At 46.4% G+C, this 26532-nt stretch carries 22 protein-coding genes and 1 CRISPR repeat array (1 of these 23 cut by a window edge); of the genes, 10 read left to right on the top strand and 12 right to left on the bottom strand.

Features of this window, described 5'->3' with window-relative positions; genetic code table 11:
- A CRISPR array of direct repeats spans window positions 1-43; the repeat unit is 28 nt; unit sequence TTTCTAAGCCGCCTATGCGGCGGTTCAG (it extends 1869 nt beyond the left edge of the window).
- 187 nt (window positions 44-230) lie between these two features.
- From cas6f to uvrB, 8 genes are all read right to left on the bottom strand, one after another.
- Entirely contained in the window at window positions 231-845 is a 615-nt protein-coding gene (cas6f, locus tag YWE_RS28950) for a type I-F CRISPR-associated endoribonuclease Cas6/Csy4 (protein ID WP_051323250.1), read from the bottom strand.
- A gap of 4 nt (window positions 846-849) precedes the next feature.
- Window positions 850-1857: a type I-F CRISPR-associated protein Csy3 gene (gene csy3 / locus YWE_RS0108075; protein WP_029094066.1), complete on the bottom strand. Its 1008-nt coding sequence runs from the start codon at window positions 1855-1857 to the stop codon at window positions 850-852.
- Window positions 1858-1894: 37 nt separating this feature from the next.
- Entirely contained in the window at window positions 1895-2875 is a 981-nt protein-coding gene (csy2, locus tag YWE_RS26900) for a type I-F CRISPR-associated protein Csy2 (protein WP_051323249.1), read from the bottom strand.
- A complete protein-coding gene (gene csy1, locus YWE_RS26895) occupies window positions 2872-4158 on the bottom strand; it encodes a type I-F CRISPR-associated protein Csy1 (RefSeq protein ID WP_051323248.1) in 1287 nt (428 codons plus the stop codon). The genes csy2 and csy1 overlap by 4 nt, the downstream gene beginning before the upstream one ends.
- A gap of 256 nt (window positions 4159-4414) precedes the next feature.
- Window positions 4415-7819: a type I-F CRISPR-associated helicase Cas3f gene (gene cas3f / locus YWE_RS0108060; RefSeq protein ID WP_029094065.1), complete on the bottom strand. Its 3405-nt coding sequence runs from the start codon at window positions 7817-7819 to the stop codon at window positions 4415-4417.
- Window positions 7816-8781 (bottom strand): type I-F CRISPR-associated endonuclease Cas1f, encoded by a 966-nt coding sequence (gene cas1f / locus YWE_RS0108055; RefSeq protein WP_029094064.1) that lies wholly within the window; start codon window positions 8779-8781, stop codon window positions 7816-7818. The genes cas3f and cas1f overlap by 4 nt, the downstream gene beginning before the upstream one ends.
- Window positions 8782-8850: 69 nt before the next feature.
- Window positions 8851-9120: a VF530 family protein gene (locus YWE_RS0108050; RefSeq protein ID WP_036015464.1), complete on the bottom strand. Its 270-nt coding sequence runs from the start codon at window positions 9118-9120 to the stop codon at window positions 8851-8853.
- Window positions 9121-9783: 663 nt separating this feature from the next.
- On the bottom strand, window positions 9784-11805 hold the full coding sequence (gene uvrB, locus YWE_RS0108045; RefSeq protein WP_029094062.1) for an excinuclease ABC subunit UvrB: 2022 nt from the start codon (window positions 11803-11805) through the stop codon (window positions 9784-9786).
- 939 nt (window positions 11806-12744) lie between these two features.
- On the opposite strand from uvrB, the gene YWE_RS0108040 reads away from it, so the two are divergent.
- Entirely contained in the window at window positions 12745-13563 is an 819-nt protein-coding gene (locus YWE_RS0108040; RefSeq protein WP_029094061.1) for a pyridoxal phosphatase, read from the top strand.
- A gap of 110 nt (window positions 13564-13673) precedes the next feature.
- On the opposite strand, the gene modC is transcribed toward YWE_RS0108040, so the two are convergent.
- The 4 genes from modC to YWE_RS29555 all read right to left on the bottom strand — a co-directional run bounded on the left by modC (window position 13674) and on the right by YWE_RS29555 (window position 16529).
- The gene (gene modC, locus YWE_RS0108035) at window positions 13674-14741 is read right to left on the bottom strand and encodes a molybdenum ABC transporter ATP-binding protein ModC (protein WP_029094060.1); all 1068 of its coding nucleotides are present in this window, start codon (window positions 14739-14741) and stop codon (window positions 13674-13676) included.
- Window positions 14741-15430 (bottom strand): molybdate ABC transporter permease subunit, encoded by a 690-nt coding sequence (modB, locus tag YWE_RS0108030; protein WP_029094059.1) that lies wholly within the window; start codon window positions 15428-15430, stop codon window positions 14741-14743. The genes modC and modB overlap by 1 nt, the downstream gene beginning before the upstream one ends.
- Window positions 15430-16203 carry a molybdate ABC transporter substrate-binding protein gene (gene modA, locus YWE_RS0108025; protein WP_029094058.1) on the bottom strand — a complete coding sequence of 258 codons (774 nt, stop codon included), beginning with the start codon at window positions 16201-16203 and terminating at the stop codon, window positions 15430-15432. Before modA ends, modB begins: the two co-directional genes overlap by 1 nt.
- A gap of 182 nt (window positions 16204-16385) precedes the next feature.
- The gene (locus YWE_RS29555; protein WP_029094057.1) at window positions 16386-16529 is read right to left on the bottom strand and encodes an AcrZ family multidrug efflux pump-associated protein; all 144 of its coding nucleotides are present in this window, start codon (window positions 16527-16529) and stop codon (window positions 16386-16388) included.
- A 196-nt stretch (window positions 16530-16725) separates the two neighbouring features.
- On the opposite strand from YWE_RS29555, the gene modE reads away from it, so the two are divergent.
- From modE to galM, 9 genes are all read left to right on the top strand, one after another.
- Entirely contained in the window at window positions 16726-17511 is a 786-nt protein-coding gene (gene modE, locus YWE_RS0108015; RefSeq protein WP_029094056.1) for a molybdenum-dependent transcriptional regulator, read from the top strand.
- A 427-nt stretch (window positions 17512-17938) separates the two neighbouring features.
- Window positions 17939-18703, top strand: a complete 765-nt coding sequence (locus YWE_RS0108010) for a nucleoside-specific channel-forming Tsx family protein (protein ID WP_029094055.1) — start codon at window positions 17939-17941, stop codon at window positions 18701-18703.
- A 257-nt stretch (window positions 18704-18960) separates the two neighbouring features.
- Window positions 18961-20433 carry a molybdate ABC transporter ATP-binding protein ModF gene (modF, locus tag YWE_RS0108005; RefSeq protein WP_029094054.1) on the top strand — a complete coding sequence of 491 codons (1473 nt, stop codon included), beginning with the start codon at window positions 18961-18963 and terminating at the stop codon, window positions 20431-20433.
- A 148-nt stretch (window positions 20434-20581) separates the two neighbouring features.
- Window positions 20582-21151 carry a cysteine hydrolase family protein gene (locus YWE_RS0108000; RefSeq protein WP_029094053.1) on the top strand — a complete coding sequence of 190 codons (570 nt, stop codon included), beginning with the start codon at window positions 20582-20584 and terminating at the stop codon, window positions 21149-21151.
- Between the two features lie 173 nt (window positions 21152-21324).
- The gene (locus YWE_RS0107995) at window positions 21325-21807 is read left to right on the top strand and encodes a hypothetical protein (RefSeq protein ID WP_029094052.1); all 483 of its coding nucleotides are present in this window, start codon (window positions 21325-21327) and stop codon (window positions 21805-21807) included.
- A gap of 223 nt (window positions 21808-22030) precedes the next feature.
- Entirely contained in the window at window positions 22031-23050 is a 1020-nt protein-coding gene (gene galE / locus YWE_RS0107990) for a UDP-glucose 4-epimerase GalE (RefSeq protein ID WP_029094051.1), read from the top strand.
- Window positions 23043-24113: a galactose-1-phosphate uridylyltransferase gene (galT, locus tag YWE_RS0107985; protein WP_036015460.1), complete on the top strand. Its 1071-nt coding sequence runs from the start codon at window positions 23043-23045 to the stop codon at window positions 24111-24113. The genes galE and galT overlap by 8 nt, the downstream gene beginning before the upstream one ends.
- A complete protein-coding gene (gene galK / locus YWE_RS0107980; RefSeq protein WP_029094049.1) occupies window positions 24106-25257 on the top strand; it encodes a galactokinase in 1152 nt (383 codons plus the stop codon). The genes galT and galK overlap by 8 nt, the downstream gene beginning before the upstream one ends.
- The gene (gene galM, locus YWE_RS0107975) at window positions 25251-26297 is read left to right on the top strand and encodes a galactose-1-epimerase (protein ID WP_029094048.1); all 1047 of its coding nucleotides are present in this window, start codon (window positions 25251-25253) and stop codon (window positions 26295-26297) included. The genes galK and galM overlap by 7 nt, the downstream gene beginning before the upstream one ends.
- Window positions 26298-26532: the final 235 nt, after the last annotated feature.

Genomic DNA, 26532 nt, shown 5'->3' with positions numbered 1-26532 from the left:
AAACGTTAACTTTGATTTCTAAGCCGCCTATGCGGCGGTTCAGTAGACTTTTCAATAAAAAATCACCCCAGACGCATTGCTGCCTCTGGGATGTTCTATTTTGGTAAGTCAAATACCCTTTTTTTCAGCGACTTTCTTAACCGTCTGTTTTATCTAATGATTAATTTATCGCTAAAAAAAGGGTTATGGCACTTCTAGCCTATTTATTAAAGAACTTAGAACTTCAATCGTTAAAAAATAGGTACGCTGGTTTTGTGTGTTGGGTCGCTTAAACCATATTTTGTCAATTTTCCTTTCATCAGCATGCCGTTTTCCTTACTGATAAAAAGGCTGAAATGGTTTTTCTCCTCGCCTTTAGCCGGTATCGAGCTATGGCTGGTCAGATAGATAAAAGGTAACTTGCAGTACAATTTATCCATAAAGCGATCCATACTTTCCTGCGCTATTTCATTCCATTCACCACCGGCCTTCTTCAATAGGTGCTGACGTTTTCGTTCAATATCACGTTGCGATTTCGCATGTTTGCGAACGAACACCGCATATTCGTTAATGTCCTTTGGAACTGGCGTAATACCGCTAACCGCAGCGTAGTTCAAAGCGTCAGTTAGCGTAGTCGCGGTATCCAACGCCAACAGGGACTGATGGCTTCCATGTAATCGCAGCACAGAACCGAGCGTATTTTTCCACGCGCCGGTTTGAGCAAGGCGGTATTTAGGAAAACTAACGGCAACCTCGCTGTTTCGGTCAACGAAGAGCAAATGTAACTGATAAAACAGGCTGTTCATCAGCACCGAACTCTCGATCTCCGGATTGGGGAAGATATGGATATCAATATAGTGATCCATAATTTTACTCCTTACCGCTTTCACCAAATACGCCACCGCGGATCAGAATAGCGGCTACATAGTGCTGTTGTTCCAACGCTGGCGCTTCGCCCTTTAGAACCCATGAATCGAACAAAGAGTAAAAATCAGTTTTTACTTTTGGCTGGCGAAAAGCCGTTCCCATTGATGTCACGGCACCGTAGGGTTCAACCGCAATCGGGAATTGCGCATCCGGATACCAGGTATCAATGGTTCTTAGTGCGTTACTGATTTTTTGTGAATGCATCGCTGAAGCGTCATCAATGGCATACAGCGTTTTACTTTTCTTCCCTTTGCTGCTGCCCTGATCGAGGATCAGTTCTTGCGATGGGTATACTTCCTGCCCTTTTCCTACCCGGGCAAAAGCCTCAATATGCAGTAAAACAAAGCGTTCACCGGCAAGCCCTTGTTTAATCAACTGGGCCAGTTGTTCTAACTGGGCATCAGACTGTTTAAAGTCTACCAGCGAATAGGTTTTGGCATCAAAAACCAAGTCACTCTGACCTTCAACTTTTACCACCACGTCAATATGTTCAGCGCCCATACGGTTACGCCATAAGAAGCGTGCATTAGCAATATTGGTCGCATAGCGCTTGGCCAGCTCATCAAAACCGACCTTATCGATATAACTTTGCAGCGTTGCTTCCAACTGGCTTTGGTATTCAGCGTTATTACATACGCAAGGTTTACCGGTAAAAGGCAGAACTTTTAAGCTCCATTTCACCAGCAGCGTGTCATTGTCCTGATTTAACGCGGCAACATCGACGGTTTGTAGATTGGCTTTTTCAATTTCGGCATCCAATTTAGTCGGATCGGCCGCTATCGCATTTTTTAACCGGTTTGAGATGGTGCCACGTACCGATTTTTCACTATTTTTAATTTTTACCGGCGCTGTACGGTTGTCCCAGTTAGTTTGATAAAACACCGCATCAGACACGTCAAAGTTACGTTCAAAGGCTAATACCGAGGCAGTTTTTAATGTAGTTTTAGACATGGTCGATCTCCTTGAAAAAATTCAGATTAATAGTTAATTAAAATAGGGTTTGTAGGCTTTCTTGGTTCGAACTCAAACCGGACTGGCTAACCAGAAATAGTTGATTATCAATATCGGTATGGTGTCGCCAGAAAATGTGATTGAAATCAGGCAGGCTATTAACAAAACGCCACTCACCTATCGAATAAACTGATTCAACAAAATGGGTCGGGTATTGCGGTGCCCTGATATCGGCAACCCGATCGATAGCAAACTCAGGAGCGATACCTTTATAACCAACAGGAATGGGTACTAACCACCCTTTCTTTGGCGATGATGCAACCCAGCGAACGCCCTTTCCATTAACCTCGTCAGCCGAATCATTTAATTCATCAACCTCTGGGGAGATATGAATAGCGCACAGATCGATTAATGCATCCAGAGCGGTTTTATCCGGATTTTCAGCCTGTAGCTTTGCCGTATGGTCAATCAGTACATCTTGCCGGTTTATCAGTAGAAACGAAGGACTCAGTTGAATTTGAATCGCTTTAATCTTGTCAGGGTCACCTTTGGGATCGTTATGCAAACTGATTTGACGTCGAGTATTGCCGATACTCAGAATAGAGCCGCCGGCTAAACGCTGTTGCATCATTTGCTGGTAAACCGCATCACAGAACGCCTGCTTCTCTTCACTATTCCAATCAGTCTCGCTAGTCACTTCAACTACTAAGCTCAGCTTAAGATGGATATAGCCTTCTTCGATGATCGACGGTGAATTACCGTCCTTTTTGATTGGATGGCGAGACTGAATAAAACTCCAGTCAGAGTAACTATTAGGCCTGGAACGTTGAATATCACAATCATGAGCGGCAATGGCTACACCGTCTAACGTCATATTAAACGTTGGAAATAACTTACGGCTAAGCGCATGTACTGCACCGGTAAAAGCGGTTATTGCAGGAAAGCCATAGGTCAGTGGGCTGGAAATACAGTTGGCGTTCTGCACTTTGATATGCGGAATAACTAAATAGTATTTCATTCAAATACCCCCCAGCCTTCGCGAATGGTTTGTTTAATTAAATCGGCCATATCGTGCTTCCATGCTTTCTGTTCAGTATCAGCCAGATGAATCTGCTGGTTATTGTTATAAGCATCATTGAGCTTTTGGTTAACCCACAGCCCAAAATCGTGAGCCAGTTCAGTCTTCCAGTCGGTCTGCTCTCTTAGCTCAGCCCACTCAGCATCCGTTTCTGCTCGTTTAGGATCTAACCAAAAGGCATGAGCTGCTTTAAGGTTACTCCCCTCAGACCAGCCGGCATCCAGGCGGCGAACATTTTGGCCATAGGTCATTAACGTGGCGAGAATATCCTGAATAATTAACTCGCGTTTTTCTCTGACCGAACGGTTATTACGTGATTCATCAATCACCTCACGACAGAAACGTTCAATATCTTTTCTGGCAAAATAGTTAAATTCACCGCTAAAGACTGAATCATTACGTACGGGTGCTTTAGTCCCGCTGGATTTAAATACCTGAGGTAGTGAAGGCAGAAGATAATTACGCCCACCGCGCTCTGAATTTAATTGAGATATATTTTGGGGCTTGGTTCCTCCCAGCTTGGTATAGGCAACGTCGGGTAAAATCACGTATCCCGATGGATGGCTCTTCTCATTTTTACGTGCTTCTTTAGCTAACTTAACTTCATCGCTAAAGCGTATTTGCTGAAGATTGTGATAAACCTGATGAACAAAACTGGTGGGATAGAGAGGGACTATATTAAGGTAGTTATCCTGTTGCTGAGCATCGCTATTAACCGGCCATAACAGTTGCTTCATCAGCTCATAGGTTTTTGCATTTTCGGTCGAACTGACAGAAATACCTTTAAATGCGGCCAAGTGCTGTTTTGCTTGTTGCTGGTCATTGGCTAAGGCGGGTAATAAGCGTTCGTCTTCTTGTAGTACGAGATCTAATACTGTGGTTTTTTCATCAATAACGACGCTTAAAAGCTTGTAGATATCAAGCGCTGCTGCATTACCGACCACATCCAAAGCGTGTTTTTTAAGCGTTGATGAATTTACTAGCCCATCTGGTATCTCAGTAAACTGAGCGTTGATATTGATTCCTTTGCTATCAGGATGAATTCCTTTCACCGTATGGGTAGCAAATTGTATTTGCGCGGCCCTGCGCGCGGCGTCTTCTATCCATGTGTAGGGCTGATACTTAAGCTTTAAATCATCAATTTCCTGCTGAGACTTGGCTTTTTCCAGCTTAGCCTGCAAGCGTTCATTGATAAAAGCATGAACTGCCTGTCGAATAGGCATTGTCACCTCCTTCATAGAATTATTCGTTAAAATAAAAACTGTGATGAACAGTGAATTAAAAACTAATAACTTCAATACTAATCATTTGATTGTTAGATCTAGGACACAAAAAAAACCGCTAAGTAGCGGTTGAAAAATAAATACATTATTAATAATAACAAAGAGATATTAAATTTACCATGCTGCCAAATATGATGTTATCGCAGGCTGATACTTAATCTAACTAACATATTGAGAACAGCAAAATAAGTCACTTCTAATCAGGCCAAAACCCCAACAACGGATGATAATTCCACGCTAACCTATGGCTATCCAAATCAACAAATCCAAACCTTCGTGCCAGCCCGACTAAATCCTCAGTTTCCAACTGCTGAGCCAGTCGTTCTAACACCACGCCATACTGTTGATTCAGCCAGGGCTGAACCGGCCCTTTGCACTCAAAACCAATATGCTTAAATTTCGCGTTCTCGCTCTGTTTCAGGTAGTCAACATTCTCAAACTGCATCTCTCCTTCATCGTTCTCCACATATACGTAGCGAGTTTGAGGAAGCCCTTTTCTGAACGGGGTCGCCTTTTGTAGGTGGAACAGATATGGGTTAGCCAACGATATTTCAGGCCGTTCTGCTTCAGATCGAGTTCGCCACCATCCATTGACCAGATTTATCTCACCGTCAGGGCTATTCATTACCCGCCCAATAACCGCATGTTCCAACGCAATCAATGACACTCTGGGCATCGGATTTTTGATTCTGGGTGCGGAGTTAATATGGCCTAAAGCGTTAACCAAAATATCTTCAGTTTTATGCGAACTCAATATTGCAGCGGGTCTGACGAGTCTATTTTCTCTGGTTTCAAATCCCGGCAGGCAGAATACCGGTACTTGTTTAGCCCCCAGATTACTCCCTTGCTTCAACGCCCGAATATTAGTACTCATAATTAGCATATTGGGTGTCGTCACTGGCTCCGGCCGATGGCGTTTAACCCGCCCTGCCAGTTGGATGATTGACCTCATACTTGAAGGCTCAACAATCGCCCAATCGTAATCATGGTTTCGGCCAACTTCCGCAACAGGAGTGGCCAGAACGATAAAAATCACGTTGCTAGCTTGAGCCTTTTTTAATACTGATGAAACTGCTTTAAGGTCAAAAACCGCCAGTTCCTTATTACGATTAAGAATCTGATCTAACTGGTTTTCGAGATCGGACCTCAGCGCTAACAGTTGCCTTGCATGATAAGTACACAGGTGAATTTCTATATCGTCTAGCCCATCGCTCTGATACAGCGCCTGAGCCAGTTCCACCAGTGGATTAATATTGCTCAGGCGAATTAAGCCGAAGCTAACCCGCCTGCCCGTTTTAGGGCAAATCTGTAGATGGTTGGAATGCAAGGTTTGAACGCCTTGCAAAATATCCTGAGCCAGTTGGTGGTAGTGAATATTTTTCTGTGGCGTAACTTCCAGCGGTAAAATCGTCGCCTGACGAATTATCGGGCCTTGCTCCAACCGCGCGACTCTTCGGGTGACAAATTGATCATTAGCTGCAATAAACTGAGCGTTATCACTACAGTCCACCCGTAAAGGCGCATGTTCATCAAACCAGGTACAAACAATTGGCTGAGTTAGGATACCATGATGACGGTTCCAGATTTTACGCCCGGCCTGATAAGCTTCAAACAGCCCCACCAGCATATCCGGCGGTAAGGTGGCAGAGGAAAGTAAAACTCGCGATCCCAGCATACCGGCCATATTCACTAAACGAGCAAGCGCGGGTAGATCTTCCAGATTAAAATCGTCAGGCTCATCCAAAATCAGGTCGGCAGAAAGTAAACGCAGCATAGGAACAATAAATTTGCCGCCGCGTGCGGTTTCAGTAGCCCCGATCAGATGATCGATAGTACAAGTGACTACCGGGGCATATAGCAATTTTTTGGCTTTACTATCACGAATAACCGAGCCCAGATGATGATCTTCTATCGGACTGTCGTAATGAACATACCCATCCTCAAACTCGATTGCAGACTCACTGCCAGCGCCATAATTTTTAAGCAAGGCTTGAGTAAATACCTGCAACTGATCCTGTTCATAAACGTTTAGATCTGCCTCATTCAACGGCAGTTGCTCACCGGACTCAGCCGATGTCTGATTGAGATTAAACAGATCAATAACCGACTTACCACCAACCAGTATCGCTAAATCATCATCGGCCAGTTTCATGCGCTGTTGGTACTCTTGGCCGGTTTGCAAAGTCAGCACCCGCAGCCCTAGCGCCATAGTAAAGCGGGCACCTTTATTAGTATCGCTTAAACCATACATAATCCGGCCATTACCCAGCGTTTTACCGCAGCCGGTGGAGGCCATATTGATGCCGAAGAAACCTTGCGTCTGACTTTTTTCACGTAAAGTGACCGCCAGTTCATAGGCTTTATTCTGCCAGGCAAAACGTTCCTTGGTTGTCCGTTGCTTAAATCCCTTATGTTCACCAATGCCCGGTAAACTATCCGTGATACGCGGTAGCAGCTGACTAAATTTTTCCGCATGTTTAGCCACGCCAACCAAATGTTCATCTAACCGCTGGCGCATGGTTCCAGCCGGCGTCAGCTCACTGACCTTTTCAGTATTGGCATACAGTTCGAAGTTTTTATCACCGAACTTGTCATGGCGGGCTAAACCAGAATAAGTATGATCGCCAACCATCAGGCTCATACGCGCTAAGTGCATCAACAGCGGATCGAAGAAAGCGAAGCTCTGTTGTTTAGCCAGATGACGATCGTTAAGCGCTCGCTCAGCCCATCGCGAGATCGATTTTCGCCATGAGCGACTGTCTGTTACCATTGACTCAAAATGCCAGAAAGGCGCAATCTGCCTATCTCCGATCTCTGACTGATAAAGATTCGTTACCCAGCCGTTAACCGGCTTTAAGTGTTTTTCGAATGCCTGTTCAATAGAGCGGTTCTCTTCCCCGTCGTTGTCGTCATAAAACGGCATTCTGTGGTGAGAGGTGATTAGCCAGCCAACCGCCTGTGCCAGCGGGGGTAAATTAGCCCATGCATAGTTTGAGCCTGAATTAGCATCAATACCGTCTTTAACAATATCTTGTTGCCAATGCGGGTATTGCTTTTCGAACGAGCCAAAGTCAGCAAAAAAACCAAGCCATTCAGCATCGGTTTTAGCTTTACCGACAATCGCCTGAAAGATACGCATCGAAACCCATTCATGGCGATAGGGATCGCCCCTAAGTCCGGAATCGTGACCTTGTAACTTTTGCTGAAAGCCTACCGATGACTTACCTAAATCATGCAGTAATGCAGCGAATACGCTAAGAATTTGTAAGCTGTGGTGAAACTGCCAGCTATCTTCATCGGTTTTACGCAGAATATTGCGCTGAGTGCGGTTGGTCGGTACTCTCCCCTGTAGGTTAAACGCATTGCGATTACCCACAACCCATAGCAGCTCGGTATTATTCTTTCCGTGCGTCCAGTAACAGGCCACGGCTGTATTTTTCCGCGCCGTTTTACGCAGCAATTTACGTAATGTCTCTAGCCCTTGAGCGGTAATTACCGTTTGCCAAGTACGATCGCCGCAGCGTTCAGCAAACTGGTCGATAATCCGCCGGGTTTCAGTTAGCGCTTTCTTATGACATTGCGAAATCAATAGCACGTTCATGACTGATTCCCGCAACAATCCATGGTTTCAACGATCAGTTTTAGGTTATCTATCATAAAATCCAGCGCACTATGAGTAGTCAGTGTCTGGATACATGCTTGTCTGAACTGCTGTTCTGTATGACCGGCGGTCGATGAAATAAAAGCCTGCGGTAAAATCAGCGCATCTTTGACTAAGTCAGCGGCATCAAATACCAGCCCACCGCGGCGAGTTTTGCCATGCAATAACGCAACCCCGTGAGGTAAGCCTAAAACCCAGGTTGCCGTAGCACCTAAACCATAAGCTAAGTAGTTACCATGATCGAGAAAACCATTAGCCTGATCGCCACCACCGCCTTTCGTTCGGGTGAATTCGCCATACTTCACCGCTTTTACCGCTAAGGCGTACAGCGTTTTAGTCAGGCGAGCTTCCTGAGTCAGCAAATGAGTAATATCGGGGGCTAGTGCCACCTCATCGCTGTACTTTTTGAGCAACGTCGCCAGCCCATGATTATCGATATCAAAATCGGCATGTTTAGGCCAGCACAGGCCGATAAGCGTCAGTCGGGCCTGCTGCAGTAATTTAGCCGCCGCCAGCCGCTTTTCATCATCAAACCAAAAACGCATCCAACGCTGTAAATATTCCGTTGGCCGGTATTCGCTCTGTGGCGAAAACCATACTACGTCGCAATCAACTTCGTTAGCCGAAAACAACGGGGTACCGCCGCCGCCACAAAAACCGAGTAATACACCCGCTTTGGCTAATTCACGCACTGCGGCCTGAGTAATGGAAGTACCGGTGCCTAATAAAATCGAGGTGGTATTGGCTATCGGGATATTCCAGTAAAGAGACTCTTTTCCGGCATCGGTAACATACTCAACCCTGCCGCCGTTAACTAATACCCGGCAGTGTTCGAGATAATAAAGATTGGCGCGTTTTGAATGAAGAATGGTTTTAAGGTCTGACGCTGAAAAATCATCCATTACTTAGGCCTCAATGACAGATTAACCAGAGATATACTATGGACTAAAATCTATTTGCCCCTCAATAAATTACTTCGCCCATTTACCCCACGGTGTATCAGCGCTATCCGATTTGTTTGAGCTATCCTCGACGTCACGAATATATAACTCTTCAACCTGCTTACGGGCCCACGGCGTTCTGCGCAGGAACTTCAGGCTGGATTTAATGCTGGGGTCTGATTTGAAACAGTTGATATTGACTTCACCGGCCAGTTTTTCCCAACCGTGTTTCTCAACCAAAATCGTTAATAAACGTTCCAGAGTTATGCCGTGGAGGGGGTCTTTTGATTGCTGGTCCATAAGTCTTATTGCCTGCTGATTCAGATAAAGCCGGAGTATAACAAGCCCGGCACAGAAGGTAAAAAGTGATTCAAGTAACGCTCAGATAAAGCCACTTTAGCCTAACTCCGGGCATAAAACAGACGGAATATAGTTAACCGACATTGGCGAAGAATCACAAGTCATCTTATGCTTGAATACAAAGGCTATTTCAGCCGAGATGCTTAGTTCAAGCCATCGCTGTGCACCATGTACTGCGAGTCGATAAGGGCCGGAATCATCAGCACCTAATTGCCGTTCAATAAAGATCTCAGAGAGGCTTTACCATGTTCAGAAGATTCGTCACGATGTTGTCGATACTGTTGCTGAATTATTCGGTTTGCGCAGCGTTTCCTGCCTTTGCAGCCGCAGCTGGATAGCCTTGAAGGTCGAGTCAGAACGGCGGCGGGCAACGTATCCAAAATAACGCTGACAGATTTCAAGGCCAACACAATTTAGATCGGGGAAATTATGGTCATAATTTTCAGGGTCACGTTGGAGGAGTCAGGAGATTTAGGTAGTTAAAACAGAGTGTGGGTAAACCGGATCGAGCGCGGAATTCACCCCCTTCGATTTTAGGCTCGCTTAATTCATTAAGGCTTAATTTAAAGCCCGCCATGCCTGACAGTATGGCGGGTTTTAATATCACGACAGGGCGATAAACTGAGCCCTTAGCTGTTGCAGCTCATCCCGCAGGCTTGCCGCCTCTTCAAACTCAAGATTCTGTGCATGGACATACATCTTGCTTTCCAGCTCTCTGATGCGTTTATCCAGCGCCTGCGGCGTAAAGGCGGTGTAATCCGTGGTGGACTCTGCTGCTTTTTTCTTACCCCGACCTTTAGCATGTTTCAGCGTACCTAATCCCTGGCCCAGTTCGAGAATATCCTCAACTGACTTATTCAGCCCCTGAGGAATAATGCCGTGCTGTTCGTTATAGGCAATCTGCCGCGCTCTGCGACGTTCTGTTTCATCAATAGCCTTAGCCATTGACTTAGTGATTCTATCGCCGTAGAGAATCGCTTTGCCGTTCAGGTTACGCGCTGCCCGACCGATGGTCTGGATCAAAGAGCGTTCTGAGCGTAAGAAGCCCTCTTTGTCCGCATCCAAAATAGCCACCAGCGAAACTTCCGGCATATCAAGCCCTTCTCGCAGTAAGTTGATGCCGACTAAAACGTCGAATTCACCAAGCCGCAGGTCACGGATAATCTCAACCCGTTCAACGGTATCTATATCGGAATGAAGATAGCGTACCCGCTCGCCGTGCTCTTCCAGATACTCGGTTAGATCTTCTGCCATACGTTTGGTCAGCGTAGTCACCAGCACCCGTTCATTGACTTCAACCCGTTTACGGATCTCCGACAACAGGTCATCAACCTGTGTGGTTACCGGCCGCACTTCAATAATCGGGTCCAACAGGCCGGTCGGGCGCACAACCTGATCGATAATGTCACCGCCAGACTTCTCTAATTCGTAGTTTCCCGGCGTCGCTGAAACATAAATGGTTTGAGGAGCCAGCTGTTCAAACTCTTCAAACTTCATCGGCCGGTTATCTAACGCCGACGGCAGGCGGAAACCATATTCCACCAAAGTCTCTTTACGCGCCCGGTCGCCGCGATACATGCCGCCAATTTGAGGAACCGTAACGTGGGACTCATCAATAACCAGCAGGCCATCCGCAGGCAGGTAATCAAACAACGTCGGCGGCGGTGCCCCTTCTTCTCTGCCTGACAAATAGCGGGAATAGTTCTCAATGCCTGAGCAATATCCCAGCTCGTTCATCATTTCAATATCAAACTGGGTGCGCTGGCTTAAACGCTGCTCTTCCACCAGCTTATCGTTAGCCAGCAGTATTCGGCGGCGATCGGCCAGTTCAACTTTTATCCCTTCGATGGCCTCAAGAATTCGCTCTCTGGGAGTGACATAGTGAGTTTTAGGATAAATAGTAAATCGCGGAACCACCTGCTGAACCTGTCCGGTCAGCGGGTCAAAAATGGATAAGCGCTCGACTTCATCATCGAACAGCTCAATACGCAGCGCATATTCGTCTGATTCCGCGGGGAAAATATCTATCACCTCACCGCGAACCCGGAAGGTACTGCGCTGGAATACCTGATCGTTACGCACATACTGGAGCTCGGCTAAACGGCGCAGTATAGAACGCTGGTCGATAATCATGCCGCGGGTAAGGTGCAACATCATCTTCAGATAGGCATCAGGATCCCCTAAGCCATATATCGCCGATACCGAAGCCACCAAAACCACATCCCGTCGTTCAAGCAGCGCTTTGGTGGCTGACAGCCGCATTTGCTCAATATGTTCGTTAATCGAAGCATCTTTCTCGATAAAGGTATCGGAGCTGGGAACGTAGGCTTCCGGCTGGTAGTAGTCGTAGTAAGAAACAAAATACTCCACCGCATTCTCAGGGAAGAAGGCTTTCATTTCGCCATACAGCTGAGCCGCCAAGGTTTTATTCGGCGCCAGAATCATAGTCGGCCGTTCAAGCTGCGCAATAACGTTGGCGATAGTGAAGGTTTTACCTGAGCCCGTTACCCCCAACAGAGTTTGATGGGCCAGCCCGTCTTCTAATCCTTCAGTCAGCCGCCTGATCGCCTCAGGCTGATCGCCTGCCGGTTGGAAGGCCGAATTTAGTTTGAATGTTTTGCTCATTGTTAAGCTCTATCTGGATTAAAAAATCGAATGCCGGAAAACGCATTATCAGCGACAGCGAAATAAACCACTACCAGGATAAAAATCACAATTCTATTATGAAAAGCCCGTGGTATTTTTACAACCCGCAGTATACTGTATATTAACCCAGTAAAGAACAAAAACAAGCTAACTGATTAATTTTGAAACAACATTATCGTCTCACCAAACAGATTCACATTCGACGTAAAGTCAAGTTACAAAAGTGTAATTTATCCCCAGAAGTTGATTGACATTCTGTAATCGAAGTTATTCCACCAGTCACAAATTCCAAACACAATCCAGACAAATTCCCCCCTATTGATTTTAGGCAACGCCATGATAATTAAATGATTTTAAAGAACGATGAGAATACGGACAAAATTCAGATAAGCCGCATAGGCTCTAGCCCCAAACTACTTTTCTAACGTTAATGCACAAGGTTATCCACAGGAATGGTGGATAAGTAAAAATTTCCTACTAATACTGCTACATTGCGATGAGCCACGCGTTGTTAAAACCCATCATCAAGACACTTGTTTAAATTTTTTTTACACAGATTTACTAGAGATTTATGCTTAAAATAGTCTGAAAAAAATAGTGGTCCGATGACTAAGATATTCTGTTTTATGCTTAAAATTTCATTTTGTTAAAAACAGTATCATTACCATGATATCCCGCTATTTCCCCTTTAGTTCAGTCAACATTAGCCAACTTGCCGGCTAAAAATGGACTAAGCGCCGAATATCCACTGACTAGCATATCCTTAGTTTGTTACAGTATGGTTAATGAGATATCGTCAGTTTTCACTATCGCTATATCAATTAATCTTTGATAAAGCGCCGCTTTTATGCTCGAATTGCCTATTACGACGACCTCTCTCGCCAGCCATTACTCATAAAGTTGATGAAATAAGCCGCTATGAAATATCGTACTATTGCTCTCGATTTGGACGGAACCTTACTGAATCCACAAAAGAAAATTCTACCGGAATCGCTACAAGTTCTCTCGCAAGCCCGCCAAAAGGGTATTAACGTCATTATCGTCACCGGACGCCACCACGTGGCAATTCATCCGTTCTATCAGGCTTTAGACCTCGATACGCCGGCCATTTGCTGTAACGGTACCTATACCTATGATTACCAGCAACGGCAGGTTCTGTCTGGCAATCCGTTAAGTAAATCTCAGGCCATGCGCGTGGCAGAATTACTGCGCGACCATCCGATACAAAGCCTGATGTATATTGATAATGCCATGACCTTTGAACATCAGGATGACAGCATTTCCCGCTGGCTGGCCTGGTCGGCACAGTTACCTGAAAATCAGCGCCCGAATATGATGAAGGTTGATAAGTTTGAGACGGCGATTGCTAGCGCAGATAATGTCTGGAAGTTTGCTACTTCAAGCGAAGACACCGATGCGCTTAACCATTTCAGTTCGCTGGTTGAAGAAGAGCTCGGGTTGTCCTGTGAGCGCTCATGGCACAACCAAATCGATTTGGCTCAGCGCGGTAACAGTAAAGGGAATCGACTGCGTCAATGGGTTGAATCTCAGGGATTAACAATGGACAGCGTCATCGCCTTCGGTGATAACCTGAACGATGTCAGCATGCTGGAACAGGCCGGGATGGGCGTGGCGATGGGCAACAGCGGCGATGAAGTAAAAGCCTCGGCCAATATGGTCACCACCGATAATGATGTCCCTAGCATTGCCAATGTTATTCGAGAATATGTTCTCTAACTGAAAAGTGAACCCTGTCACTTATCTTAGCGCAGAATCTTGTTCACTGCGGTAAGAATCGCTAAGGAAAGCAGGTCTAAGGTAGCAACGGCTACGGTAAGTTGGGCTAATTACCAAGCCTCTCGGCTCATTGATACACTTTTGATTTGCGCAAACAGCGTCTGGCCGGCGGCAATATTCAGATCGTCTCTGGCCCACGGCGTAATACGCGCCCACACAATATGCTGACCAACCGAGAGTTTAACGTCTACCCGCCCGTTAAACTCGCTAAGGTCAAGCACCGTTGCCTTGAGAATATTACGAATGCTGCTCTGAACCGGCGGCTCTGGCACCAATGAAACGTCGGCCGCATTAATACGGATACGCAGCTTCTGCCCCGGAACGGCATCAACTTGGTTCACCCAAAGGCAATGCTCACCCAGCGCTAATGCGCTCATCTGATAGTGTTGATGATGGTGAAGCAGTGTTACGTTAAGTACGCTGCTTTGATCTTCTTGCCGTAGCCAGGGAATCATCGCATCGCTGGACCAGACCGACTCCAGTTCCCCGGCGGCAATCACCTTGCCACTGTTGAGAACGACCACCTGCTCGGCCAGCCTGAGAATCTCTTCCATGCTGTGAGTCACATACAAGATGGGAATATTGACGTCATGGGCCAGACGTTCAAGATAAGGAATCAGCTCCCGTTTTCTTGGCACATCCAGTGATGCCAGCGGTTCATCCATTAAAAGCAGTTCCGGGCCGGTTAACAACGCCCGCCCGATAGCGACCCGCTGCTTTTCACCGCCAGACAAGGTTAACGGAAACCGTTTAAGTAAATGGCCAATGCCCAATAACTCAACGATGTCGTCAAACTGCCCTTTCATATTGTCGTGCATACCGTATTGCAGATTACCTCTGGTACTGTAATGCGGAAATAACCGGGCATCCTGAAAGACATAGCCAATACGCCGTTTCTCCGGCGGTAAATAGATCCCTTTAGAACAATCAACCAGAACGCGATCGTATAATACAATCTCACCGCTGTCTGGTCGAGTCAGGCCGCTGACGGCATTAATCAACGAGGTTTTTCCTGCACCGGATAAACCAAATATCGCCGTAATGCCCTGACCCGGAACGTCAGTGGAGATGTCTAATGACAGATCGCCCAAGCGCTGCTTAAAATTTAGTTTTAACATCAGATACCCAACCTACGTCGGCTCCAGCGCGCCAGCCACTCAGACAGCAGTAATGAAATCAGAGAGAGCAGAATAGCGATAATACACAGCCTGGCCGCATCACCCTCTGCGCCCGGCGTTTCGATTAACGTGTACATGGCCAACGGAATGGTGCGGGTTTCTCCGGGAATGTTAGACACAAAGGTGATAGTGGCACCAAACTCTCCTAATGAACGGGCAAAAGCCAGTACCACCCCGGCCAAGATGCCGGGAAAAGAGAGCGGTAAAGTAATGGTAAAAAGGACCCGCCAAAAACCCGCGCCCAGCGTTCGGGCCGCCTGCTCTAACTTGAGGTCAACGGCTTCCAACGCCAGCCTGATAGCCCTCACCATTAATGGAAAAGCAATCACCGCTGAGGCCAGTGCCGCACCGCGCCAGCTAAAGGTAAAGCTAAAACCAAACCAATGATAAAGCCACTCACCAATAATTCCGCGCTTTCCCATGCCGATAAGCAATAAATAGCCAATCACCACCGGGGGCAGAACCAGAGGCAGGTGGATAATGCTGTCAACCAGTGCCTTACCCGCAAACTGACAACGGGCAAGAATCCATGCGACGAGAATACCCAGAGGCAGGCTGAAAGCCACTGCTACTCCGGCCACTTTGAGGCTGAGTAACAGGGCTTCTAATTCATATTCAGATAATATCATTACTTAAGTGGGCTAAAACCATAACGTTTAAACACCGCTGACGCTTCCGGCGTTGCAAGATACTCGGTGAAAGCCTGTACTGCCGGTGTTGAATGACCTTTGATTATCGCCATAGGATACTCTACCGGTAAATGGCTGTCTTTAGGGAATACGCCGACCACTTTCACTTTTTTGCTGGCAACGGCATCAGAGCCATACACAATACCCAGCGGAGCCTCTTCACGTTCAACTAATGCTAATGCGGCGCGCACGTTATTTGAACGAGCCATTTTAGATGCCAAAAGATCCCAACTGTCTAAATATTGAAGCGCTTGTTTAGTATAGATACCGGCCGGTACATGGTCAGGGTCACCAACGGCTAAACGGCCACCGTTCAATAAAGATACCCAGTCAGTTTTTTTATCAATAGTCACTGATTTTAGCGCGCTTTGTTCAGGGGCAACTAATACCAACTCATTGCCTAACAGCGTCACGCGGGTTTTATCTTCAATCGCTTTTTTATCCACTGCGTAATCCATCCACTGTTGGTCTGCAGAGATAAAGATATCGGCCGGGGCACCCTGCTCTATCTGACGCGCTAAGGTAGAAGACGAAGCAAAAGAACTCAGAATCTCATTGCCGGTTTTCTTCTGATAATCAGCTGAAATTTCCTGTAATGCGTTGGTTAGTGATGCCGCAGCAAATACCGTTATCTTTTCAGCCGCAGAGACCGTTTGAAACATACTGGCCGTAAACAGGGCAACAAGGGCGGTTAACTTCAATTTATTTTTCATTATAACCTCATGGATATAGAGTTCAGCGGGATATCGATATATAACCGATAATATAACGATTAATGATCTGTTTGTCATCGCCTGAATTAAGATTCATTGAGGAAAATCATTTGTTAAAAAATGGATAAAAAAATACCGGCCTTAATCAATAAGGCCGGTATCTGGTAATATCAGGCGGGAGACTACCCGTTCTTTTTATCGTGGTGACCGATTTTAGAAATAATATTAAATACTTCACCAAGGCCGTAAATCATTCCAAGAATGAGAGCCATAACGACCGGAACCATGCAGGCAGCAAAAACCAAACTTTTCAAAATTTCAAACATAGATGCCTCATTTCAACCTAAAAACGCCAACGCGCTTTTTATTAATCTATAACCAGCAGATAACCGAATATTAGCACAGAGTCTAGCAGGTATCCGCAGATAAATTTCATCTATATGTGCTGCAAACAGGAATTTGGCAGAACCATAAAAATAGGTAACAATGCATCATACATTTGTTCAACAGGCAGATATATCAATGAATGCTGAAATTTTACTGACGCTTAAACTTCAGGGAAACCTGTTTGCCGATCCTCGCCGTATCGCACTATTAAAGCAAATTGCACATACTGGCTCTATTAGTCAGGGCGCTAAACTGGCCGGCATTAGCTACAAGAGCGCATGGGATGCGGTCAATGAAATGAACCAGCTCACTGAAAACTTACTGGTTGAACGCAGTACCGGTGGCAAAGGCGGCGGCGGTGCCTCGCTCACAACTTACGGTCAGCGCCTTATTCAGCTATATGATTTGTTAGGTCAAATACAGCAAAAAGCATTTGATGTGTTACAGGATGACAGCCTGCCTTTAGATAGCCTGCTGGCCGCTATTGCCCGCTTCTCTTTACAGACCAGCGCGCGTAATCAATTTTTTGGTACCCTTGAATCCAGCCATGAAGACGCCGTTCAGGATAATATCGTGGTGCTTATGGCCGATGGTAAAACCCGGATTAATGCCTCTCTTACTCAACAGAGCGCGGAACGACTACAGTTATCTGCCGGTAAAGAAGTTCTGGCACTGATTAAAGCCCCGTCCATTTCGTTACATGTAGCGCCTTTGACAGTGAGTGATAACTGCCTGTCCGGCCAGGTGACATCGGTAAAATCCGGTGAAAAGAACAACGAAGTGTTAATGCAGTTAGCCGGCGGACAAACCCTGTGTGCCACCCTCAGCCATCAGGATGCCGATAAGCTCGGGCTGCACGTTCAGCAGCAGCTTTGGGCCAGTTTCAGCGCTGAAAGCATCATTATCGCCACCCTGTGTTAATGCCGTCTGCTTAGTGATATCAATATCTGACGCTTCCTCTTATTTGGTAAATGATTCACCAAATAAGAGGATCGGTAACCCATATTTCCCCAGAGCAACCCTATCACAATTTCACTACCCTCTCTTGTCGCTGTCATATATTTGATACCAGTCACAGAATAGTAATCTGCTTATTTCCGCTTGCTTGACCACTCGCCAAAGATGAAATTTTAATTCATTGTTTTAAAAAGATTATTAATTAAAAGTCTCGACCAATATTTAAATACTATCAATAATCAACAATCGCATATTGGTTTTAATCCGCCCCTGCCCTCAATAATAAAAAACCGTTAATTATCATTATTCATACGGTAATAGAACTCGCTACTTCCACCTGTTTTTCGGGTAATTTCCCGAATATTTTTGAAGCCAAAAGGAACAACGTTAAATGAAAAAATATCTTTCTGGTGTGGTCGCTCTGGCGGCGGTATCCGTCAGCCCGGTGACTCAGGCTGAGTACCTATGGGGCTTTGCTAACCTCGGTCTGCATTATCTGGACTGGAGCCAAAGCACAACCAACAGAACCAGCGAGAAATCTCATAAAGATGACTTCTTTTATCTGGAGTTAGAGGGCGGAGCCGGATTTACCTGGGGAGAGACCTATGGTTTCTTCGATTTAGAGAATCCGTTAAATAAAGAACATGACCAAAAAGGCGATGAACAGCGCTATACCTTTAAAAATACTAACCGAATCTATCTGGGTGATAGCGGTTTTAACCTTTATGGCCATATATACGGTACCTATAGCGCCCCTAACGGTAACCACTTTCATGACAATATGGTGCTATACGGCTTAGGCTATAACCTTAAAATCAGCGATTTTTGGTATAAGCCTTTTATTGCAAAACGCTATACCAACCAGACTTACTTCACCGGCAGCAATGGGTATGTATTTGGCTGGGTTGCCGGCTATGACTTCACCTCTTTTGGTGAGAAATTTAGCCTGACCAACTGGAATGAATATGAATTTGACCGCGCAGACCAATATGCTGCCGGTAACGGTGGTAAAGAGGGTATCAACGGAGCCGTCGCGCTTTGGTGGAAGCCAAACCCAACGATTACAACCGGCTTTCAATATCGCTACGCGGATAATAAGCTAGGTGAGAGTTTCCTGCAGGATGGTTTTATTTACTCAATAAAATATAATTTTTGATCATCTGCGATAAGACTTCTGGCCTGTCCCCTTACGGCGGCAGGCCTCTTACATTCTAATGCTCAGCTAAACGCAACCACAGCGTCTTACCAACAGACAAAATTGAAACGCAATATCAAAAAATTTCAATTTGCCCCAAAACCCGCATTTTATGCCTATGATTTATCACTCTCGGTTTGCGATTCTACGCAGATTGAGTAATCTGCTATAACAACAAATAAAAAAGCTTATTAATAGTTAAATTTAAAAGGCGCGGAATGAAAAAATTAACCATATCAGACGGGAGTTTTAGGCTGAGCCATACCCAATCACTCTCTTTACCGGCCTTGTCTTTAAATGAAAGTGAAAGCTGGGCATTTGTCGGTTCTAACGGCAGTGGAAAATCGGCACTGGCTCGAGCCCTGTCTGATGAACTTACGCTATTAACCGGTGACAGAGAAAATCAGTTTAAACATATCGTTCGTATCTCTTTTGAACAGCTACAAAAGCTGGTGACTGAAGAGTGGCAAAGAAATAACACCGATATGCTGAGCGAAGGTGAGGATGATACCGGGCGCACAACCGCAGAAATTATTCAACTGGAGCAGGCAAACCAAGACCAGTGCCAACGTCTGGCTGAAATGTTTGGTATTAGCCACCTTCTCAACCGCCGGTTTAAATACCTTTCAACCGGTGAAACCCGCAAAACCTTACTCTGTCAGGCATTGATTTCATCCCCGGATTTATTAATTTTAGATGAGCCTTTTGACGGGCTGGATGTAGCCTCTCGCCATCAGTTGGCCCAGCTATTATCTGAGCTTTCAGCCCAGGGCGTCACGCTGGTATTGGTGTTAAATCGGTTTGATGAAATTCCGGAATTTATTACTCATATCGGTGTATTAGCGGGCTGTCACCTGACCCGAACCGGTTTACGTGATGATATTCTGTCTGAAGCACTCGTAGCCCAGTTAGCCCAAAGTGAACGATTGTCAGGAACCTCACTTCCTCCGGCCGACGTGACTGAAAGCACGCCGCTTGCGGCAGACCAACCGTTAATTACGCTCAATAACTGTTTTATTCACTACAACGACCGGCCAATCATTAACGGACTCAACTGGCAGGTAAACCCCGGTGAACACTGGCAGATCGTTGGCCCTAACGGCGCGGGTAAATCGACTTTATTGAGCCTGATTACCGGCGATCATCCACAGGGTTATAGCAACGATCTCACCTTATTCGGGCGTAAACGCGGCAGTGGTGAAACCATATGGGATATTAAAAAACATATCGGCTATGTCAGTAGTAATCTTCATCTGGACTATCGGGTCAGCGTAAGCGTAAGAAATGTTATTTTGTCCGGTTATCTGGACTCTATTGGTATCTATCAGGCTACGTCTGACACTCAGGATAAACTCACTCAGCAATGGCTGGATTTACTCGGGCTGAGCAACCTTGCCGATACCCCCTTCCATTCATTATCCTGGGGCCAGCAGCGCTTAACATTGATCGCCAGAGCGCTGGTCAAACATCCGGCCTTGCTCATTTTAGATGAGCCGCTACAAGGGTTAGACCCGCTTAATCGCCAGTTAGTCAAACGTTGGATTGACGTGCTAATCAGCGAAGGCAAGAGCCAGCTGTTGTTTGTTTCACATCACGCTGAAGATGCCCCGGCCTGTATTACACACCGGCTGAGTTTTATTCCTACCGGAAATAGCTATGCTTATGCTATTGAAAATAAAGGCTACCAATAGCCTTACTCAGTAGATGACTATCGTTTAGTGACTGCTGCAATCGGCATTAGTTACAGCGTCACTAAAAACAATCGATAATTAGCAACACATTCATTCCAATGAATATCGGTTATTTGACCATTTTCATTCTGTTACTTCAGGAGCTTATATGTCATCAGCATTAATCATTATCGATTTAATTCAAGATATTGTCGGTGAGCATGCAGCCAGCCATCAACAAACCCATGAGCGCGGCGTTATCCCGCTGGCAAATAAAACCGCAGCCTATGCCCGTAGCCAGAAAATCCCCGTGATTTGGATTAAGGTCGGATTCGCTGATGATTACCATGATATCCCCACTCACTCGCCGATGTTTAACAGCGTTAAACAGGCCGGAAGATTGCGTTTAAGCAGCCCTGGCTGTGACTGGATTGAGGGGTTAGACGTTCAGCCACAGGATGAAGTTATGGTGAAAAAAGCTGTTTCAGCCTTTGCCGGTAACTCGCTTCACCAATGGCTAAGTGACAGAGGTTATGACCATCTGTTACTCGGAGGAGTCAGTTCTCTGATGGCCATTCAAAGCACCGCCAGACAGGCTCACGATCTTGGTTATAAAGTCAGCGTGCTGGAAGATCTTTGTGCCGCAGCAACACAAGACGCGCATGTTCAAAGCATGGCGGCATTAGGCGGAATGGCCTATATTTCCAGCACCGCTGAATGGATAAAAAATAGTCAGTAATCAGATCAAACGCAGCATATATACCCTGTGACTGTGACTTGGAACGGCAATAATTAAATGGTAGACTCCCCCGCTCAATAAGTTAGGGAAGACGACCTTAGCGTATATCTATAAGTTGATCTGACCATTTATAATTATTATTACGTTTTGTTATTTTTAAAGGATTAATACACATGTTTCCAATTGCTACATTCCAAATCATATTTGGTGTCATTGCTGCTATTCTGGCTATCGGGCTTTTTATACTTTTTCGTAAAAATGTTAAATTGAGAAAAGGTGCTGCCGCATTAGGCTTATTCATCGCTGCCGGTGGTTACTTATTTTTAGTTAACCACGTTTATGTGGTCAGTGACGATAACCAAGTGCAAGAGTTTGGCTTAATTAAAACCAGCGATTTTCAATTAGTCAACGGTACAGAAATTCGCCTGGTACCTGAAATCAAAATGGATAAATCATGGTTAGTAAATAACGGTAATTTGCCGATGGCTTTTGAAACCGTGATCTATGGCGAGACCAGTGCTAATCCGTATGGTTTCGAATTAGCCGGCTATAAGTCAATTGGTTTAGATAGCTCTATTGATTACTTATTTACTACACCACCAGATAGCATAAAAATCAAAGGTAAATCAGCAACTAAAGGCTGGTTACACCGTTAATCTGCTCTTCAACGGGCTTCGTGTCACGGGGCCCGTTTGATATTACCCGCCATACGTTATCGCTCTGCCGTTATTCCTCCCCCGACCTATCCGCTATAACCTGTTTTAAATCTACCGGTGAAAGCCAAAATGTAATCGGTTTCACAAAATGCGATAAGTGCCTCTTCCCAGCCTAAATGGATATGCTAATATATAACCAGAATATTCAAACGGAGAGTCTATTATGAGAGTTCTGGTTACTGGTGGTACCGGTTACATAGGAAGCCATACCTGCGTACGATTAATTGAAGCCGGCCATACGCCGGTTGTTATTGATAATTTATCCAATAGCAAAGTCAGCGTTCTGGCGCGGATTGAAAAACTGACCGGCCATAAACCTGCGTTCTATTGTGGTGATGTTCGTGACGCTAAGCTGTTAGAGACTATTTTCTCAGACCATCCCATCGACTCCGTTATTCATTTCGCTGCCTTAAAAGCGGTGGGAGAATCCGTCAGCAAGCCGCTGGAATATTACGATAACAATATTAATGGCTCTCTGGTATTGGTTGACGCTATGCGCCGTGCCGGTGTGACAAATTTTATCTTTAGCTCATCAGCGACGGTTTATGGCGAACAGCCGGTCATCCCTTATGTGGAAACCATGCCGACGGGCAAACCATCCAGCCCTTATGGCAACAGCAAGCTGATGATTGAGCAATGCCTGCAGGATCTGCAAAAAGCCCAGCCGGAATGGAGCATTGCCTTATTGCGCTATTTCAACCCGGTAGGTGCCCATCCTTCCGGTTCGATGGGCGAAGATCCGCAGGGAATTCCCAATAATTTAATGCCGTTTATCGCCCAGGTTGCCGTTGGGCGCCGGGATTCACTGTCTATCTTTGGTAATGACTACCCGACCCCTGACGGAACCTGTCAACGGGACTATATTCACGTGATTGATGTGGCCGACGGACATATTGCTGCCTTGGATAAAGTCACGGGTCGCCCCGGTGTATATACTTATAACCTTGGTGCCGGATTTGGCTACAGCGTTCTCGATGTGGTTAATGCCTTTGGTCAGGCCTGCGGAAAACCTCTCCCCTATCATTTTGCGCCCCGCCGTGAAGGCGATCTGGCCCGCTTCTGGGCCGATCCGACTAAAGCCGCAGTAGAGCTAAACTGGCGGGTCAAACTCAATTTAGATGATATGTGCGCCGATACCTGGCGCTGGCAATCGGCTAATCCTCAAGGATATCCTGATGAATAGTTCTACCACCACCCAGTTCAATCCGGTCGACCATCCTCATCGGCGGTTTAATCCGTTAACCGGACAGTGGATTTTGGTATCCCCCCATCGGGCTAAGCGCCCGTGGCAGGGTCAGCAAGAGGCGCCTGAATCCAATAAACGCCCGGTTCACGATGCTGAATGTTTTCTCTGTGCGGGAAATACAAGGGTTACCGGCGATATCAACCCGGACTATAAGCAAACTTACGTTTTTACCAATGACTTTGCGGCTCTGATGCCGGACACGCCGGACGCCAATCAATCGCAAGACCCTCTTATTCGTTGTCAGAGTGCCAGAGGAACCAGCCGGGTGATTTGCTTTTCTCCGGATCACAGTAAAACGCTGCCGGAACTATCGCTTTGTGACTTAGAAAAAATCATTGATACCTGGCAGCAGCAGATTGATGAGCTTAGCCAAATTTACCCTTGGGTTCAGGTGTTTGAAAATAAGGGTTCGGCGATGGGGTGTTCTAACCCTCACCCTCACGGACAAATATGGGCAAACAGTTTTTTACCGAACGAAGTCGAACGGGAAGACCGGCTACAAAAAACCTATTTTGAGCAATATCAGTCACCGATGCTTGTCGACTATGTGCGTCGAGAAATGGCTGACGGCAGTCGTACCGTTGTGGAAACAGAACACTGGTTAGCCGTAGTGCCCTATTGGGCATCATGGCCGTTCGAGACGTTGTTATTGCCCAAAGCACATATTCAGACCATGTCACAGCTATCTGCAGGGCAGAAAAGCGATTTAGCCGTGGCATTGAAAAAGTTAACCAGCCGATATGATAATTTATTCCACTGCTCCTTCCCTTATTCCATGGGTTGGCACAGTGCGCCCTTCAATCAGCAAAATAACCAACACTGGCAGCTTCATGCCCATTTCTATCCCCCGTTGCTTCGCTCCGCCACGGTGCGAAAATTTATGGTGGGTTATGAAATGCTGGCTGAAGCCCAGCGAGATTTAACTGCCGAGCAGGCCGCAGAACGCTTACGTGCCGTCAGCGATGTTCACTATAACGAGTCAGGAAATAACAATGAATGATTTGAAGCAGCAGACACAAACCACATTTCAGCAACAGTTTGGTTATGCGCCTGAGCTAACCATTCAGGCCCCCGGCCGCGTGAATCTGATTGGTGAGCACACTGACTATAACGACGGTTTTGTCCTACCTTGCGCCATTGATTATCTTACCGTTATCTCTGGCGCTAAACGTCACGATCGCCAAATTAGAGTGATTGCCGCTGATTACCATAACCAGCAAGATATTTTCTCTCTGGACCAGGAAATAGCGCTCCATCCTGAATATATGTGGGCTAACTATGTGCGCGGCGTTGTCCTGTATTTACAGCAGCGCAAGCCGGAATTTGGCGGCGCAGACCTGGTTATCAGTGGCAATGTTCCTCAGGGTGCGGGACTCAGTTCATCGGCCTCTCTGGAAGTCGCGGTAGGCAAAGCCATTCAGGCGTTATATCAGTTAGACATTGACCACGTTGAGCTGGCGCTTAACGGCCAGCAGGCAGAGAATCAATTTGTCGGCTGTAACTGCGGCATTATGGACCAGCTCATCTCCGCGTTAGGTCGTCAAGATCACGCGCTGTTAATCGATTGTCGTAGCCTAGATACCAAAGCCGTTCCCGTACCCGAAGATATGTCCGTTATTATCATCAACTCTAACGTTAAACGCGGGTTAGTTGACAGTGAATACAATACCCGCCGCAGGCAGTGTGAAACAGCGGCTGCATTCTTTGGTGTTGCTGCACTCAGAGATGTCACACTGGAACAATTGGAACAGGCAAAACAGCACTTAGACCCTATGGTATTTAAACGCGCCCGCCACGTAATTACCGAGAATACCCGAACGCTGGCCGCCGCAGATGCGCTGGCCGCCGGCGATCTGCCCATGCTCGGCCGGTTAATGGCTGAGTCCCATGCCTCAATGCGCGATGACTTTGAAATTACCGTCCCGGCCATTGATACATTGGTCTATATTATTAAGCAGGTCATTGGAGAGCGTGGCGGTGTCCGCATGACAGGCGGCGGATTTGGTGGCTGTGTTGTCGCATTGGCCCCCCGGTCTTTCGTTGATGAAATTCGTCAGGCGGTCAGTCAGCAATATCAGGAGCAAACGGGTATGAAAGAAAGTTTCTACATCTGTAAAGCCTCAGAAGGAACCGGCGTATGTTGAGTTCTCAGTTACACACCGCCCCGGACGGTAAACCCTTCACGATTGTGACGTTAAACAACAGTCAGGGAATGCAGGTTCAAGTGATGGATTGGGGAGCAACATGGCTTTCCTGCCGGTTCCCTGTCGAGGAGACGGTACGTGAAGTGCTGCTTGGCTGTGCTCAGCCACAGGATTATCTAAACCAGCAGGCGTACCTCGGGGCAACGGTAGGTCGCTATGCCAATCGAATTGCCGGTGCCCAAATAGAGCAGCAAAATGGCCCCATTAACCTGACGCCTAATCAGGGAACCCATCAGCTACACGGCGGCCCTGACAGCTTCGACCAGCGTCGCTGGGACATCATATATCAAACTATCAAGTCGGTGACTTTCAGGCTGATATCCCCGAACGGAGACAATGGTTACCCGGGGAATCTTCAGGTCGATGTGACCTACACGCTGACAGATACTAATAAAGTGGATATTCGTTATCAGGCAACCGTTGACCGTGGATGCCCGGTGAATATGACTAACCATGCCTATTTTAATCTTGACGGCGTTAATCATGACAGCCGGGAACATCGCTTATATATCAATAGCGATACTTTTTTACCGGTAGACAGTGAAGGTATTCCCAATGCCGATCTCACGCCGGTAGCCGGCTTGAGCATGGATTTCCGCCAACCCAAAACGCTCAGCCAGGATTTCCTGCAGGATAAGTTTCAACAGCAGGTCAGTGGCTATGACCATGCTTATTTACTGTCGGAAGAGTGCCGCAATGGTGATAAAGCCGCCGCCCTGCTCTGGTCTTCAGACAACAAAGTCAAAATGTCGGTATTTACCACTAAGCCGGCATTGCAGCTTTACAGCGGGAATTTCTTAAGCGGTACGCCATCCAGAGACGGCGGCAGCTATGGAAATTACGCCGGAATTGCACTGGAAAGTGAATTTTTACCCGATAGCCCTAATCATCCAGAATGGCCACAGCCAAGCTGCTGGCTTACCCCGGGTGAAACCTATCGTTCATTAACCGTGTATCAGTTTGAATCGGTTACAGGCTGATATAGCCCTGTTTTAAGCCACGTTGTTAGTTAAAGCCCGGGAGATATCCGGGTCCAGCCTACTGACAACGTGGTTTAATTTGATCTCAATGTAAATTTCGTCCACATAATCAATATCGGAATAGTGCTTTTTCCTCGCGGCCGAAGAGCGGCTTGTTGAGCTCAACGGGCTTTTCTATTTAGCGCACGCAATCCCCTTCTTCCGTTTATAAATTCAACTATGATTAATTATTGGC

Origin of the sequence: Budvicia aquatica DSM 5075 = ATCC 35567 (assembly GCF_000427805.1) — a bacterium.
Classification (GTDB): Bacteria; Pseudomonadota; Gammaproteobacteria; order Enterobacterales; family Enterobacteriaceae; genus Budvicia; species Budvicia aquatica.
Note: the sequence above shows the minus strand (reverse complement) of the source record. Positions and strands in the feature narration are given on the sequence as shown.